This is a genomic window from Streptomyces sp. NPDC057697, from assembly GCF_042799335.1.
In the GTDB taxonomy this organism is placed as follows: Bacteria; Actinomycetota; Actinomycetes; order Streptomycetales; family Streptomycetaceae; genus Streptomyces.
This window is the reverse complement of sequence record NZ_JBHVJA010000003.1, coordinates 466,448-480,601: the sequence shown is the minus strand read 5'-3', so window position 1 is coordinate 480,601 and position 14,154 is coordinate 466,448. Positions and strand designations below refer to the sequence as shown.

14 protein-coding genes and 1 pseudogene are annotated in these 14,154 nt (G+C 72.8%); 11 read left to right on the top strand and 4 right to left on the bottom strand.

Annotation, left to right across the window (positions count from 1 at the left end; all coding sequences use genetic code 11):
• Positions 1-66 precede the first annotated feature (66 nt).
• From ACFVFH_RS11980 to ACFVFH_RS11965, 4 genes and pseudogenes are all read left to right on the top strand, one after another.
• Positions 67-1,395 carry a sensor histidine kinase gene (locus ACFVFH_RS11980; RefSeq protein ID WP_383766197.1) on the top strand — a complete coding sequence of 443 codons (1,329 nt, stop codon included), beginning with the start codon at positions 67-69 and terminating at the stop codon, positions 1,393-1,395.
• A complete protein-coding gene (locus ACFVFH_RS11975; protein ID WP_383766195.1) occupies positions 1,392-2,081 on the top strand; it encodes a response regulator in 690 nt (229 codons plus the stop codon). The genes ACFVFH_RS11980 and ACFVFH_RS11975 overlap by 4 nt, the downstream gene beginning before the upstream one ends.
• A 119-nt stretch (positions 2,082-2,200) precedes the next feature.
• A complete protein-coding gene (locus ACFVFH_RS11970; protein WP_383766194.1) occupies positions 2,201-2,998 on the top strand; it encodes a VOC family protein in 798 nt (265 codons plus the stop codon).
• A gap of 139 nt (positions 2,999-3,137) precedes the next feature.
• Positions 3,138-3,764, top strand: a pseudogene (locus ACFVFH_RS11965) (phosphoribosyltransferase); the annotation flags it as partial.
• 218 nt (positions 3,765-3,982) lie between these two features.
• Here ACFVFH_RS11965 and ACFVFH_RS11960 read toward each other — a convergent pair.
• Both ACFVFH_RS11960 and ACFVFH_RS11955 read right to left on the bottom strand, forming a co-directional pair.
• A complete protein-coding gene (locus ACFVFH_RS11960; RefSeq protein ID WP_383766192.1) occupies positions 3,983-5,494 on the bottom strand; it encodes an alpha/beta hydrolase in 1,512 nt (503 codons plus the stop codon).
• Positions 5,495-5,558: 64 nt separating this feature from the next.
• Positions 5,559-5,780, bottom strand: coding sequence for a DUF397 domain-containing protein (locus tag ACFVFH_RS11955; RefSeq protein WP_383766794.1), 222 nt, complete (start codon positions 5,778-5,780; stop codon positions 5,559-5,561).
• A 367-nt stretch (positions 5,781-6,147) separates the two neighbouring features.
• On the opposite strand from ACFVFH_RS11955, the gene ACFVFH_RS11950 reads away from it, so the two are divergent.
• The 5 genes from ACFVFH_RS11950 (at position 6,148) to ACFVFH_RS11930 (ending at position 9,903) form a co-directional block, all read left to right on the top strand.
• Positions 6,148-7,371, top strand: coding sequence for an alpha/beta fold hydrolase (locus ACFVFH_RS11950; RefSeq protein ID WP_383766191.1), 1,224 nt, complete (start codon positions 6,148-6,150; stop codon positions 7,369-7,371).
• A 140-nt stretch (positions 7,372-7,511) separates the two neighbouring features.
• On the top strand, positions 7,512-7,922 hold the full coding sequence (gene crcB / locus ACFVFH_RS11945) for a fluoride efflux transporter CrcB (RefSeq protein WP_383766189.1): 411 nt from the start codon (positions 7,512-7,514) through the stop codon (positions 7,920-7,922).
• Positions 7,919-8,275: a DUF190 domain-containing protein gene (locus tag ACFVFH_RS11940; protein ID WP_383766187.1), complete on the top strand. Its 357-nt coding sequence runs from the start codon at positions 7,919-7,921 to the stop codon at positions 8,273-8,275. The genes crcB (ACFVFH_RS11945) and ACFVFH_RS11940 overlap by 4 nt, the downstream gene beginning before the upstream one ends.
• Complete coding sequence (gene crcB, locus ACFVFH_RS11935; RefSeq protein ID WP_383766185.1) at positions 8,272-8,646, top strand: fluoride efflux transporter CrcB; 375 nt, start codon at positions 8,272-8,274, stop codon at positions 8,644-8,646. The genes ACFVFH_RS11940 and crcB (ACFVFH_RS11935) overlap by 4 nt, the downstream gene beginning before the upstream one ends.
• Positions 8,647-9,111: 465 nt before the next feature.
• Positions 9,112-9,903, top strand: coding sequence for an SDR family NAD(P)-dependent oxidoreductase (locus ACFVFH_RS11930; protein WP_383766183.1), 792 nt, complete (start codon positions 9,112-9,114; stop codon positions 9,901-9,903).
• 257 nt (positions 9,904-10,160) lie between these two features.
• Here the strand turns inward: ACFVFH_RS11930 and ACFVFH_RS11925 are convergent, their stop codons facing one another.
• Positions 10,161-11,666, bottom strand: a complete 1,506-nt coding sequence (locus ACFVFH_RS11925) for a DEAD/DEAH box helicase (RefSeq protein ID WP_383766182.1) — start codon at positions 11,664-11,666, stop codon at positions 10,161-10,163.
• Positions 11,667-11,905: 239 nt separating this feature from the next.
• A complete protein-coding gene (locus tag ACFVFH_RS11920; RefSeq protein WP_093547863.1) occupies positions 11,906-12,109 on the bottom strand; it encodes a cold-shock protein in 204 nt (67 codons plus the stop codon).
• Positions 12,110-13,040: 931 nt separating this feature from the next.
• Here ACFVFH_RS11920 and ACFVFH_RS11915 point away from each other — a divergent pair.
• Both ACFVFH_RS11915 and ACFVFH_RS11910 read left to right on the top strand, forming a co-directional pair.
• Positions 13,041-13,499: a hypothetical protein gene (locus ACFVFH_RS11915; RefSeq protein WP_383766180.1), complete on the top strand. Its 459-nt coding sequence runs from the start codon at positions 13,041-13,043 to the stop codon at positions 13,497-13,499.
• Between the two features lie 6 nt (positions 13,500-13,505).
• Entirely contained in the window at positions 13,506-14,120 is a 615-nt protein-coding gene (locus ACFVFH_RS11910; RefSeq protein ID WP_383766178.1) for a toxin, read from the top strand.
• Positions 14,121-14,154 lie beyond the last annotated feature (34 nt).

The following is a 14,154-nucleotide window of genomic DNA, read 5'->3' as shown; positions in this document are numbered from 1 at the left end:
CGAGGTCGCCCGGGTCGACGACCATGGATGACCGGACCGACCCCGCACAAGAGGAAGAGAGACCGCGTGTTCGCCGACTGGTCGCAATGGGCCCGACGCCACCCCCGGGCCGTCGATGTGGCGATCGCCGTGCTGCTGTGGGTCTTCGCGGTCTTCTCCAGCACCCTGACCGGGGCCCGGATCGTCCGTGCCCCGGTGCTCGACTTCTCGCTCGTCGCCCTCGTGCCCTCCGCCGTCCTGCTGCTGGGGCAGCGCAGGTTCCCGCGCACGGTGGTGGCGGTGACCACGCTGTGCGGGGGCGTGCTGGGCATCATGGGCGGCCGTATCGGGTTCGACCCCAGCCCGAGCGTCGCCGGTGCCGCCCTGGTCGCGCTGTATCTGCTGGCCCTGCGGACGGACCTCCGTACGACCACGGTGTACACGGCCGGGGCGGCCGTCGCCCTCGTCGTCCTCTCCATCGGCTGGGGCAACGGCGCGCTGCTGCGGCCCGACCAGATCGGCACCCTCTCGTGCGTGCTGCTGGCGGGCGCCGTCGGCGAGTCGGTACGCAACCGGCGCGACCACCTCGCCGCCGTGGAGGCGCGGGCCGAACTGGCCGAGCGCACCCGCGAGGAGGAGGCGCGCCAGCGGGTGGCCGAGGAGCGGACCAGGATCGCCCGCGAGCTGCACGACATCGTCGCGCACCACATCGCCCTCGCCCACGCGCAGGCGGCCACCGCCGCGTACCTGCTGCGCAGCAAGCCCGACCAGGCCCAGGGGATGCTCGACCAGCTGGCCGGTACCACCTCCTCCGCCCTGCGCGAGCTCAAGGCGACCGTGGGGCTGCTGCGCCGCGAGGGCGAACCGGAGACCCCGCTGGAGCCCACCCCCGGGCTGGCCCGGCTCCCCGAGCTGATCGCCTCCTTCGAGCACACCGGGCTGGCCGTCTCGGTGACCGTGGAGGGCGAGGCCCGGCCGCTGCCGCCGGGCGCGGACCTGACCGCGTACCGGATCGTGCAGGAGGCGCTGACCAACGTCACCAAGCACGCGGGCGGCGCGACGGCCTCCGTCCGGCTGGGCTACTCGCGCCGGCTGCTCACGCTCACCGTCTCCGACGACGGGCACGCGCCGCCGACGACGGGCACGCCGGGCACCACGGGCACGACGGGCACCCCCGGCTACGGACTCATCGGTATGCGCGAACGGGCCCTGTCCGCAGGCGGCCGACTGGCGGCCGGGCACCGGGCCGACGGAGGCTTCGAGGTGACCACGGAACTGCCGCTGGAGACGGCAGCGGCGACGGACGCGGCGGAGACGGGGACGGCGGAGACGGGGACGGCAACGGCGGCGGGAACATTGGACACGGCGGGACCCGGGCTTCACGGGGACGACGACGAGGAGAGGACGGCGCGGTGACCATCCGGGTACTGCTGGCCGATGACCAGGCCCTGCTGGCGGGGACCTTCCGGCTGCTGATCGAGTCGAACGACGACATGGAGGTCGTCGGGGTCGCGGCGGACGGCCGGGAGGCGGTGGAGAAGGCCCGCGCCACCGCGCCGGACGTGGTCGTGATGGACATCCGGATGCCCGGCGTGGACGGGCTGGCCGCCACCGAGGCGATCTGCCGCGACGAGGCGCTGAGCGGGACCCGCATCCTCATCCTCACCACCTTCGAGATCGACGAGTACGTGGCCCGCGCCCTGCGCGCCGGTGCCAGCGGCTTCCTCGGCAAGGACGTGGGCCCCGAGGAGCTGCTGGACGCCATCCGCACGGTGGCCTCGGGCGACACGCTCCTGTCGCCCACCGCCACCCGGGCCCTGATCACCCGCTACCTGGCCCGCCCGGAGGGCGGTGTCGCCGCGCCCGAGTCCCTGGACGTCCTGACCGCCCGCGAGCGCGAGGTCATGGCGCAGGCCGCGGAAGGGCTCTCGAACGACGAGATCGCCGCCCGGATGCACGTCAGCCCGCTGACCGTACGCACGCACGTCGGTCGGGCGATGACGAAACTGGGCGCCCGGCACCGGGCCCAACTGGTCGCCATGGCCTACCAGTCGGGCCTGGTGCGGGTGGACCCGCCGCCGGGCCGGGGCACGGAGGGGTAGCTCCGGGCGCCGCGCTCCCGGCGCGCGGGAAGGCGGACGGCTGGCTAGCGTGAGGAGCCGGACCCCCACCGAGCACCCAGGAGTCCGGACCCCCGCCGAGCGCGAAGGAGTGCAGGACCATGGCCGTACAACCAGAAGGCACACCGTGCTGGGCCGACGCGATGTTCGCCGACGTGGAGGGGGCGAAGAGCTTCTACGGTGAGGTGCTGGGCTGGACGTTCGGCGAGTCCTCGTCGGAGTTCGGCGACTACACCCAGGCGTACGCCGACGGCAAGGCGGTCGCCGCGGTGGTGCCTCCGATGCCCGGCCAGGAGGGCCAGTCGGCCTGGTGCCTGTATCTGGCCTCGCCGGACGCCGAGGCCACCGCCGCGAAGATCCGGGCCAATGGCGGCGAGACCTTGATGGACCCCATGCGGGTCGGTGATTTCGGCACCATGCTGCTGGCCCGCGACCCCTCCGGCGTCGCCTTCGGCGTGTGGCAGGCGGGCGTCCACGAGGGCTTCGAGGCACAGGGCGTGCCCGGCGCGTACTGCTGGTCCGAGGTCTTCACCCGGGAGCCCGCGAAGTCCGACGCCTTCTTCCCCGCCGTCTTCCCGTACTCGGTGGTGAAGATCGCGGACGAGCACGTCGACTTCATGATGTACAACGTCGGTGACCGTACGGTGATGGGGCGGATGAGGATGGGCGACGAGTTCCCGCCCGAGGTCCCGCCGTTCCTGAACGTGTACTTCACGGTCTCCGACTGCGACGCGGCGGTCGCGAAGGCCACCGAGCGCGGTGCGGTGCTGCGGTTCGGCCCGATGAGCATGCCGTTCGGCCGGTTCGCCGCGCTGACGGACCCGCAGGGCGCGGCGTTCTCCGTGATCGACGTCGACACCACCGAGGGCGAGGTCCCCACGATCTCGCCGGTCTCCTGAGCCGCCCCGGAGCCCCGTGCGCGGCGGCCCCGCCCGAGTTGCGGGGCCGCGGCGCATGAGGTTGTTTCGGTAGTAGGGATGCGGCCGGGCCCGTACGCATGCGGCCCCGCCGCCGTCGCGGGCTGGGGGTGAGACCACCGTGCTGTTCGCCGACCGCGTGGACGCGGGACAGCAGCTGGCCGAGGCGCTCCGCCACCTCGAACGGGAGCGCCCCGTCGTGCTGGGGCTGCCCCGCGGCGGTGTGCCGGTGGCCTTCCAGGTCGCCCAGACCCTGGGCGCCGATCTCGATGTGATCGTCGTCCGCAAGCTCGGCGTCCCGCACCACGAGGAGGTGGCGTTCGGCGCCCTCGGCGAAGGTGGGGTGCGGGTCGTCAACGAGGACCTGGCCGGGCGGCTGCGGGTCAGCAAGCAGGACCTCGCGGCGGTGGAACGGGTCGAGGAGGCGGAGCTCGTACGCCGGGCGCAGGTGTACCGGGCGGGCCGGCCACGGACCCCGCTCGCCGGCCGGACGGTGATCGTCGTGGACGACGGCATCGCGACCGGCGCCACGGCCGAGGCGGCCTGCCGGGTCGTCCGGGCCCAGGAACCGGCACGGCTGGTGGCGGCCGTACCGGTGGCGCCGCCGGAGGCGGTGGTGCGGCTGCGCCGGAGCGCGGACGAGGTGGTGTGCCTGTCGGTGCCACGTCTGTTCTACGCGGTCGGTGAGTGGTACCGGGACTTCTCCCAGACCTCCGACGAGGAGGTCGTCTCGCTCCTGGCCCAGGCCAGGAACAGCGGACACCCGACGCCGGGCCGCGACTGAACGGGACGGGCGCCGGGCGCCGGGCGCGGGCCGCGCCTGACTGGGACCGACCGGGCCGCGCCCGAACGGGACGGGCGCCGGGGGCGGGCCGCGCCTGACCGGGACCGACCGGGCCGCGACCGAACGGGGCGGGCGCCCGGCGCCGTGAGGCCCGACGCAGGCGGCCCGCCCCCGGCCCGTCGTCAGTCCGCGCAGTACGCGTCCTTCTCCGGGCGGGTCCCGGTGTTCAGGAACATGGTGACCGCGCGGTCGCCGCAGGCGTTCCCGTTGCCCAGGTACATGCCGTGTCCCCCGTGGTCCACCGCGACCAGACGGGCCCGGTCCCCGAAGGCCGCGCGCATCTTCAGGGCCCCGGAGTACGGGGTGGCCGGGTCGCGCAGGCCCTGAACCATCAGGACGTTCGACGGTCCCTGGCCGGTGATCCGGGTGGGCGGGTCGGCGGGGGCGTCCTTCCAGAAGGAGCACGGGGTGATGTTCGCCGTCATCCCCGCGGTCAGCGGGTGCTCCGCGCGGTCGGCGGCGACGGCCCGCGCATACGAGGCGACCGTGCCCCGCCAGCGCACGTCGTTGCAGATGACGCCCACCGTGACGGCCGCGTCCGCATCCGGGATCGGACCACTCAGCGCGCCGGGCAGGACCGGCTTCACCAAGGGGTCACCGGCCTCCCGGACGAGCCCCGCGAGCCCGGCGAACGCCTCGTCGTCGTACAGGGCCAGCTGGATCGCCTGGCGCAGCCGGTTGCCGGTCAGCGGGACGCCCGGCGTGGTGGTCTCCCTCGGTGCACGGTCCAGCCGCGCCGCCAGGTCCAGCACCAGCGGCCGCACGTCCTCGGCCCGCCGCGCGAGCCGCAGCCCGTCCGCCTCCCGGGCCGGGTCCGAGGCCCAGCGCGCGAAGTCGGGGAAGCGGTCCGCCGACCCCACCGCCATGTTGGCCAGCCAGCCCTTGGCCACCCGGGACGGATTCGGGTCGCCGCTGCTGTCCAGCACCCAACGATCCGTGTGCTGGGGGTACTTCTGCGCGTACACGGCGCCCACGTACGTCCCGTAGGAGCTGCCCCAGGCCGACAGCTTCTCCTCACCGAGTGCCTGCCGGAAGCGGTCGATGTCCCGCGCCTCGTTGACCGTGGTGAGGCTCCGCAGCACCGCACCGCCGTTGCGGGCGCACGCCTCGGCGATCCGCCGGGAGCGGGTCACGTTCTCGGTGATCGAGCCGTCGGCACCGGGCCAGGACCGGAGGTTCACCAGCTCCCGGTCCTCCGGAGCCAGCCCGCAGCTCGCCTTCGTGCTGCCCCCGACCCCCCGCGGGTCGAGGCTCACGATGTCGTACCGCCCCTCCGTCTCCCGGGCCAGCCGCTCCCCCTTCTCCGCGACCCGCTGCACCCCGGAGGAGCCCGGTCCGCCCGGGATCACCATGAGCGTCCCGCGCCGGGCGGCCGGGCGGTCGCTCCGGACCCGGGTGACCGCGAGGGAGAGCTGCGGGCCGCCCGGGTCGCGGTAGTCCAGCGGTACGGGAAGGTCGGCGCACTCCTGCCCGGCGGGACCGCCGGCCGTGGCGCAGGACCGCCAGGAGAGCGTGGGGGCGGATGCGGAGCCGGTACCGGCGTGGGCGGGGGCGGTCATGACCCCGGTGAGAGCAGTGGCGGCGACGGTGGCGGACAGGGCGACGAAGGCGGCGGATTTTCCGTAAGTCCTCATGCCGCAAGCCTTGTTGAGCGAGACCGCCCAACCCATCCGGGAGGCATGACGGAATGCGGTGGGGTTAGCCCCCGGCGAACTCCCCGGCCTTCACGCCCGCCACGGAGCAGGAGAACGAGGCCACGGACGTGGTCAGCGCCGGGCCGCCCGGGGCCTTGGAATCGCGGACGGGGACGACGCCACGCGAAACGGCGAGGTCGGCGGCGCCCTCGACGCGGGCGCCGCCGTTCTCGCGGTACGAAGCCGTGAACCAGCGGGGGGGACTCGGTCCTGGTCGTGCACGGATCGGGGGTCGGCATGAGGGACCAAGAGACCGCAGCCGGGCCGGAGTTCCCCGAATCCGATCCGCATCGCCGGCCGTCCTGCGCGTGCGCGCGGTGCGACTCCCCCGAAGGCGAAGGGGACGGCGGCGGGGACGCCGCGTCGATACGGCGGCTCCGGGCCGGGGTCACCGAGGAGGACGGGCCGCGCGGGTCGCTCCGGCGGGCGCGGTGAGGGACCCGGCGCGCATCAGGGCCAGGGCGTCAAGCCGACAGGTCCGCTGCGCAATCAATTCGGGTCGAACATCCGGTACTTCGACGTATGTTCCCTATGAGTGCGCATGGGTGAGGTAGTCAGTAGATCTTCCCTGACCCTCCGACCGAGGAGCTCTCATGTTCTGTCGTCGCACCCTCGGCGGGCGTGCTGTGGCGGCGATCGCCGCCACAGGTGCCGCCGCGCTCACCTTCAGCGTGCCGCCGGGGGCGGCTGCCGCCGCCGGCCGGGCGAGCGTGCCACAGCGATCCGCCGTCCTGACCGCCGGGAACGGCGACGTGCTCAGCTCGGAGCCGGGCGTCTTCTACCTGGACCCGCTCAAGGCGATCAAGGTCGACGCGAACGTGCACCGGATCATGTACCGCACCACCGACCGCACCGGGAAGACCATCGCCGTCACCGGCACCGTGCTGAACCCTGCCACTTCTCCGTACGGCCAACGCCCCATCGTCGCCTTCGCGCCCGGCACCCAGGGCCTGGCGGACAAGTGCGCCCCCTCCCGCCAGCTGGCCGAAGGCACCGAGTACGAGGCGGCGCCCATCAAGAAGCTCCTCGACCAGGGATTCGCCGTGGTGGTGACCGACTATCAAGGACTGGGCACACCCGGCGTCCACACGTACATGGACCGCGAGGCTCAGGGCCGCGCCGTTCTGGATTCCATCCGGGCCGCCCAGCGTCTGCCCGCTCTCGATCTCCCGGACGACGGTCCGGTCGCGCTCTACGGCTACTCGCAGGGTGGTGGCGCGACGGCGTCCGCCGCCGAGCTGGCCCCCACCTACGCGCCCGAACTGAAGCTCAGGGGCGCCGTCGTCGGCGCTCCCCCCGCGGACATGAACAAGGTGGCCGACAGCATGGACGGTTCCGCCTACGGGGCGTTCTTCAACTACGCCCTCTCCGGCCTCGCCACCTCGTACGGCATCGACATCGGCCCGTACCTGAACGCTCACGGCAAGCGCGTGACCAACGACCTGCGGGACAACCTGTGCACCACACAGGCGCTCGCCAAGTACCCGTTCCTGAACTCACGGTTCCTGACCGTGGACGGGCGTCCGCTGACCGAGCGTCTCCACCGCGCCCCGTGGGACGGGATCGTGGCGGAGCAGCGGCTCGGCATGCGCAAGCCCGCGGTGCCCGTCCTGCTCTCCCACAGCGCCCTGGACGATGTCGTCCCCCAGCAGGTCGGCAAGAACCTGGCCGCCGACTGGTGCCGCCGGGGCGTGGCGGTGAGGTTCGCCGGCAACCACATCCCCGGCCACATCGCCGCGACCGTGGGCACCCTCGCCGAGGGCCTCCCCTGGCTCAAGGACCGCTTCGCCGGAAAGCCCGCCCCGAGCACCTGCTGACCGGGGACGTCCTCGCGGGCCGAAGTGGAGCGGTGACGCGGTGGAGCGGTGGATGTGTGCCGCCACGCGAATCGGCGGCCGGGCCCGTCCCGGGACGCGGCGATAGCCTGGTGTGTGCAGCAGGCAGGAGACATGTGCCCATGGGAGCCCCGAACCCGCAAGGTCCCGTCGTCGCGGTGGTGGCGCTCGGTGGTGCGATCGGCGCGTCCGCGCGGTACGGGGCGGCGCTGCTCTGGCCCACCGCCCCGGGCGGCTTCCCGTGGACGACGCTGGTCGTGAATGTCGTCGGATGCGCGGTGATCGGCGTGTTCATGGTGGTGATCAGCGAGGCGTGGGCGGCGCACCGGCTGGTGCGGCCGTTCTTCGGTACGGGGGTGCTCGGCGGGTTCACCACGTTCTCGACGTACGCGGTGGACATCCAGCGTCTGTTCGACGCCGACCGCGCCGGGTCCGGTCTGGTGTACCTGGTGGTGACGCTGTGCGCGGCTCTCGCGGCGGTGTGGAGTGCGGTGTGGGTGACCCGCCGCGTGCTGGCCTGGAGGCAGCCATGACGACGCCGGAGACGGAAAGGGCCCTGCGGCTGACGGTCCTCGTCGGTGAGTCCGACGGGTGGCACCACCGGCCGGTCTTCACGGAGATCGTGCACCGGGCGCACCGGGCCGGGCTGTCCGGCGCCAGTGTGTTCCGAGGCATCGAGGGCTTCGGTGCCTCGTCGATGATCCACACCCAGCGGCTGCTCTCGCTGAGCGAGGACCTGCCGGTGGCGGTGGTGATCGTGGACACCGAGGCGCGGATCCGGGCGTTCCTGCCGCTCGTCGAGGAGCTGGTGGCGGACGGCGGTCTGGTGGTCCTGGACGCGTGCGAGATCGTGCGCTTCGGCGGCGAGCCGGAGCGGGGCCGGTGAACTGGCTGCTGGTGATCGTCGGCGCGGCGGTCGGGGCGCCGCTGCGCTATCTGACCGACCGCGCGGTGCAGTCCCGGCACGACAGCGTCTTCCCGTGGGGGACCTTCACGGTCAATGTGTCGGGTTCGCTGATCCTGGGCCTGCTGACCGGCGCGGTGGCGGCCGGGGCGGCCTCCTCGCACCTTCAGCTGCTGATCGGTACGGGCCTGTGCGGGGCGCTCACCACGTACTCGACGTTCAGCTACGAGACCCTGCGGCTGGCGGAGGACGGGGCCGGGTCGTACGCGGTGGCCAATGTCGTGGGGAGCGTGGCGGCGGGGCTGGTCGCGGCGTTCGCCGGGGTCGCGTCGGCGCGGGAGCTCTGGGCGTAGGGCCGCACGCCCCCGCCCCGTACTGCCTCGCCTCTCGCGGGACACGGTCGGCGCCCCCTGCCCCCGCAATGCGAGGCGAAGGCAGGGGAACGCCGTTGAGGAGGAGCCGTCACCGAGCGCCGGGCGATTCAACCCGTTCCGCGCCGACAGCGGTCCGTCAGGCGCCGACGCTAGGCAACCGTCCGCGCCGCGCGCCCGGCACCACGCCGGTACCCGGCCCGCCACCACTCCAACAGCAGGCGCGGCGGCCCGTACGGCCGGTCTTGATCTTCCGGCGCCTGCGGTGATTCGCTGCATGGTCCGTAGGGCCGCGTGCCCCGCCGGGCCGCGTCGCCGTGTGCCCCGCACGGCGACGCGGGCCAGCGGCTCGTACGGCTCGTACGGCTCGTACGGTCAGCATGACCCGCACCGCCCGCCCGACCCGCACCGCCCGCATTGCTCCGTGAGTGAAACGAGAGGTCTCCCGTGCCGGACAGCAGCACCGCTCCTTCGTCTTCTTCGACTCCTCCGTCTTCTTCGCGGCGTCCCGTCACCGTCGTCACCGGCGGCAGCCGGGGCATCGGCGCCGCCACCTGTATCCGTCTGGCCTCGGACGGCCATGACCTCGCCCTGGGCTTCGTGAGCAACGAGGAGGCCGCCGAGCGGACCGCGGCGGCGGTACGGGCCGCCGGGGCGCGCTGCGTCACGGTGCGGGCGAACACCGCCGAGGAGGCCGATGTGGAGCGCCTCTTCGACACGGCGGCCGAGCGGCTCGGCCCGGTCACCGGGCTGGTCAACAACGCGGGGGTGACGGGCCCGATCGGACGGCTCGCCGACACCTCCACCCGGACGCTGCGCCATGTCGTCGACGTGAACGTCCTCGGCTATCTGCTCTGCTGCCGCAGGGCCGCGAAGGACATGGCGGCCGCCGGGACGGGCGCGATCGTCAATCTCTCCTCGGCCGCCGCCACGCTCGGCAGCCCGGGGGAGTTCGTCCACTACGCCGCCACGAAGGCGGCGACGGACGCGCTGACGCTCGGGCTCTCCAAGGAGCTGGGGCCGGACGGCATCCGGGTCAACGCAGTCGCCCCGGGCATGGTCGACACCGACATGCACGCCACGGCGGGCGACCCCGGCCGGGCGGAGGCGGCCATCCCCGTCATCCCGCTCCGCCGCGTCGGCACCGCCCCGGAGATCGCGGCCGCGGTCGCGTGGCTGCTCTCGGACGAGGCGTCGTACGTGACCGGAACGGTCCTGCGGGTGGCGGGCGGGCGGTAGGCCGAGAAACGGCCGTCCGCCGGGCCATGGGCGCCGGACCACGGGCGCCGGCCCGGGGATCGGCAGCCGGGAGCGGCGGAGCGCGCTGCCCCGACCGCCGGGCGCCCCGGCGGGCCCGGCACGTACGGCGCGTGCGGCGGACCCAGCGCGCACGGCGCGCACGGCGCGTACGGCGCGTACGGCGGACCTGGCACGCACGACGGGCCCGGCACGTACAGCGCGCACAGCGCGTACGCCGGGCCCGCCCCCGCTATCCGCTATCCGCCGCGGTTGGTGCGGCGCTGCTTCGCGGCGGCGCGGGCCTCCGCGGTGGGCAGGTCCGAGCGGCGGGAGCGGCTCGCCTTCGCGGGGCGGCTGCCCAGGCCGCGGAAGGCCAGATCGCCGGAGGCGGCCCGGCCCGTCGCCGGTGCGGCGCCGTCGACCGGGACGCCCGAGGGCTTGCGCGCCCCGGTGATCCGGCTCAGCTCTGCCTCGCCGGAACGGACCTGGGCGATCTTCGGGGTGATCCCGGCGTCGGCCATCAGCCGGGTCATGTCCCGGCGCTGCCCCGGCAGCACCAGCGTGACGACGCTGCCCGACTCACCGGCGCGGGCGGTGCGGCCGCCCCGGTGCAGGTAGTCCTTGTGGTCGCTCGGCGGATCGACGTTGACGACGAGGTCCAGGTTGTCGATGTGGATGCCGCGCGCCGCGACGTTCGTGGCGACCAGCACCGTGATCTGCCCGGACTTGAACCGGTCGAGGGTGCGGGTGCGCTGCGGCTGGGACTTGCCGCCGTGCAGCGCGGCAGCCCGCACCCCGCTGCCGAGCAGATGGCCGGTGAGCTTGTCCACGGCGTGCTTGGTGTCCAGGAACATGATCACCCGGCCCTCGCGGGCCGCGATCTCCGTCGTGGTGGCGTACTTGTCCGCGCCCTGGACGTAGAGGACGTGGTGTTCCATCGTCGTGACCGCACCGGCCGCCGGGTCGACCGAGTGGACCACCGGATCGTGCAGGTACTGGCGGACCAGCAGGTCCACGTTGCGGTCCAGGGTCGCCGAGAAGAGCATCCGCTGGCCCTGCGGCCGCACCAGGTCGAGGAGTTCGGTGACCTGGGGCATGAACCCCATGTCGGCCATCTGGTCGGCCTCGTCGAGGACGGTGACGGCGACCCGGTCCAGGTGGCAGTCGCGGCGCTCGACGAGGTCCTTCAGCCGGCCCGGGGTGGCGACGACGACCTCCGCGCCGCCGCGCAGCGCCGAGGCCTGGCGGCCGATCGACATGCCGCCGACGACGGTGGCCATGCGCAGCCGGAGCGCGCGGGCGTACGGGGTGAGCGCGTCGGTGACCTGCTGGGCCAGCTCCCGGGTGGGGACGAGGACCAGGGCCAGCGGCCGCCGCGCGTCGGCCCGGCTGCCCGCGGTGCGGGCCAGCAGGGCCAGGCCGAAGGCGAGCGTCTTGCCGGAGCCGGTCCGGCCGCGGCCCAGGACGTCGCGGCCCGCGAGGGCGTTGGGCAGGGTGGCCGCCTGGATCGGGAACGGGGTCGTGACGCCCTCGGCGGTGAGCGCCGCCAGCAGCGGGCCGGGCAGCTCCAACTCCGCGAAGGCCGACACGGCGGGCAGCGCCGGGGTGATGGTCTTCGGCAGCGCGAACTCGCCCTGCACGGCGGCGGGTCGGCGTCCCGCGCCGCCGGGACGCCGGGCGGGCGCGCCGGAACGGCCCCCGGAGCCACGGGAGAACCGGTCGTTCGAACGTGCTGTGCGATCGCGGTTACGGTCGCGGTCCATACGGGACCCTTCCTCGACAGGGGCGCGTATCGAGGAATTCGCTGCGGCGGCGGGCGGCACAGGAATCGCAAGAACGGGCCGTTGACAAGCCTGGGCGAAGCCCGGACGAAGCCCGGCTGCGCAAGAATTCGGGGCGGCTCGGGCCGGTCGGCGGACAACAACGAACCGGGGCCCTCACCCGGAGGTGCGAGTCCCGGTCGTGCAAGTCGTCGCAGCGCGACGGCGCCGGAGCGGCGGAATCAGGCAGGGGTGATGTTCTCCGCCTGCGGGCCCTTCTGGCCCTGCGTGACATCGAAATTCACCCGCTGGCCCTCCTGGAGCTCACGGAAGCCGGTGGCCGCGATGTTCGAGTAGTGGGCGAAGACGTCGGGGCCGCCGCCGTCCTGCTCGATGAAACCGAAGCCCTTTTCCGCGTTGAACCACTTGACGGTGCCAGTAGCCATGTTCTGTCTCCTTCATGGGGGGCAGTATCCGGGGATGCGCACGGTGCGAATCCCGCGTCGCCGCGATGATTACCCCATCCGGAAAAGCACCGGAAAACACACAGGTGCAACCCTCGGCACAGGCGGCCGGGGGAGGCACTTGAAGCTTCGGGAACCACAACTGCAACTGCTTCCAGAATAGCACGACGGGATCAAGCGGGCACGGCAAGAAATTCCACCGTATCGAACCATTTTCTCTCCCGGATCGATACGGAGGGAATGCGAAATAAATACAGCGGGAAGCCGCTCACACAAATGCGCATGGAGAGGCGCACAGAAAGGCACGCGGAAAGCCATATGGAAATGCGTGCGGACATGCGCGCGGACATGCGTGCAGACATGCGTGCAGACATGCACAGAGAAGGAATTACCGTCGAACCCCGTAAGGAATGCCGCACCGGCCCTCGCCTCGAATTCCGCACCGGCTGCCGGATGCCATACGGGCGGACGGAGCACCGACCCTCGGCGGCGGGCCTCCGTCCGCCCCGGGCCGCCGCGCCGCGCCCCATGGACCCGCTCCCACGCCGTTTCTGTCCCGGCAGACAGTTGATGACGGCCTGACCAGCAGTCATAATGCATGCGTGTAGCCCTTCACGCATCCCCCGTCGTGAAGGGCTACATCTATGCCCGCACACCCTGTGTGTGCGTCATGCACCTTTTGTCCGCACCGAATTCGCGCGGACCCGTCGATTTCACGGGCAGGGGACTCCCCTCGTGGTCCCCTGCCCGTGTTTTTTCGAGTTAACAGTGACGTAGCGTGTTTGCGCAAGCCCGTTCCCGTACCACCTACCGCACGGAGGACGCCACGTCAGGGTTCGTTACAGTACGAGCCCGTTGGCCGAATCGACGACCGTGAAGCCGATCGGACGGGAGCGGATACGTGGGGGGCCGGATGGACAGCGTCGAGGAACGCACACCGGAGCTGCGGACGTTGCAGCAGAAGGTGGAGTACATGGTGGAGAAGACGTTCCCCGGCCAGAAGATCTCCGGGCGGGTCTTCGCCGATCTGGTCAAGGAACGCGGCGGATCGCTCTCCCACAGCTACTTCTCCAACATCCTTGCCGGAAAGGTCACCCAGCCCTCCGAGGACATTCTCAAGGCGCTCGGTCTGGGCTTCGGCGTGGACTGGCGGTTCTTCAAGGAGGAGTCCGAGGTCGTCGACGACGTCGTCGCCGGTCTCCAGTTCCTCGCGATGCGGCGTACCGGGGAGATCAGCGGGGTGGCCGGGCGCGGCCTCGACGAGGACGGCCTCCCGCCGGAGCTGCTCCAGTTCGCGCTCTCCCTGCTGGAGGACGCCAAGGGCCGGCAGGGCGCGGCGGACAGCGGTGCCCCCGGCGAGCCGGAGAAGTAGCCCTCCATGTCCCTGCGCGAACTACGCAAGGAATGCGAGGCCGGGCTCGCCGACCTGCCCATCCCCGCGCCCTTCTCCATAGAGGCGCTCGTGGCGAACATGGAGGCCGCCCGGGGCCGGACCATCGTGCTGCACGAGATGCCCGACCGGCTGGCCCGCGTCAACGCCGCCTGCGGGCTGCGGCTGAAGACCGGCGGGACCAGTTTCGTGCTCTACCGCCGCAGGCCGACCGCTTACCAGACCCAGCACGTCATCCTGCACGAGCTGTGCCACGAGTGGTTCGACCACGGCACCTCGCTCGACCCGGAGCAGTTGCGGCGGCTGCTGCCGGTCTTCGACACCTCGCTGATCACCCGGGTCCTCGGCACCGAACCCCCGCCGCGGCCCGCGCCACCGTCGCCCGTCGTGGCCGAGATCGCCGACGCGCTCCGGTCCGGGGACGGCACCGTGCAGGCCCGCGCCCAGTACGACACGCACGACGAGCGGATGGCCGAGTTCGGCGCCTCGCTCATCCCGCGCATGGCCATGGACGTGACGAGCGACGACATGGTGGGTCGGCTGGCCAACTCCCTCTCCCGTCCGGTCGCCAACCGCCGCCGGGGCCTGTTCCGCCGCACCTGAACACCGCACGTCCCCCGTCCCCGTCCCCCACCCC

Excerpts from the sequence above, each read along its gene's own strand:
- ACFVFH_RS11970 (WP_383766194.1), top strand. The coding sequence starts at position 2,201 with ATGGCCGTACAACCAGAAGGCACACCGTGCTGGGCCGACGCGATGTTC.
- ACFVFH_RS11960 (WP_383766192.1), bottom strand. The coding sequence starts at position 5,494 with ATGAGGACTTACGGAAAATCCGCCGCCTTCGTCGCCCTGTCCGCCACC.
- ACFVFH_RS11950 (WP_383766191.1), top strand. The coding sequence starts at position 6,148 with ATGTTCTGTCGTCGCACCCTCGGCGGGCGTGCTGTGGCGGCGATCGCC.
- crcB (WP_383766189.1), top strand. The coding sequence starts at position 7,512 with ATGGGAGCCCCGAACCCGCAAGGTCCCGTCGTCGCGGTGGTGGCGCTC.
- ACFVFH_RS11940 (WP_383766187.1), top strand. The coding sequence starts at position 7,919 with ATGACGACGCCGGAGACGGAAAGGGCCCTGCGGCTGACGGTCCTCGTC.
- ACFVFH_RS11925 (WP_383766182.1), bottom strand. The coding sequence starts at position 11,666 with ATGGACCGCGACCGTAACCGCGATCGCACAGCACGTTCGAACGACCGG.
- ACFVFH_RS11920 (WP_093547863.1), bottom strand. The coding sequence starts at position 12,109 with ATGGCTACTGGCACCGTCAAGTGGTTCAACGCGGAAAAGGGCTTCGGT.
- ACFVFH_RS11915 (WP_383766180.1), top strand. The coding sequence starts at position 13,041 with ATGGACAGCGTCGAGGAACGCACACCGGAGCTGCGGACGTTGCAGCAG.
- ACFVFH_RS11910 (WP_383766178.1), top strand. The coding sequence starts at position 13,506 with ATGTCCCTGCGCGAACTACGCAAGGAATGCGAGGCCGGGCTCGCCGAC.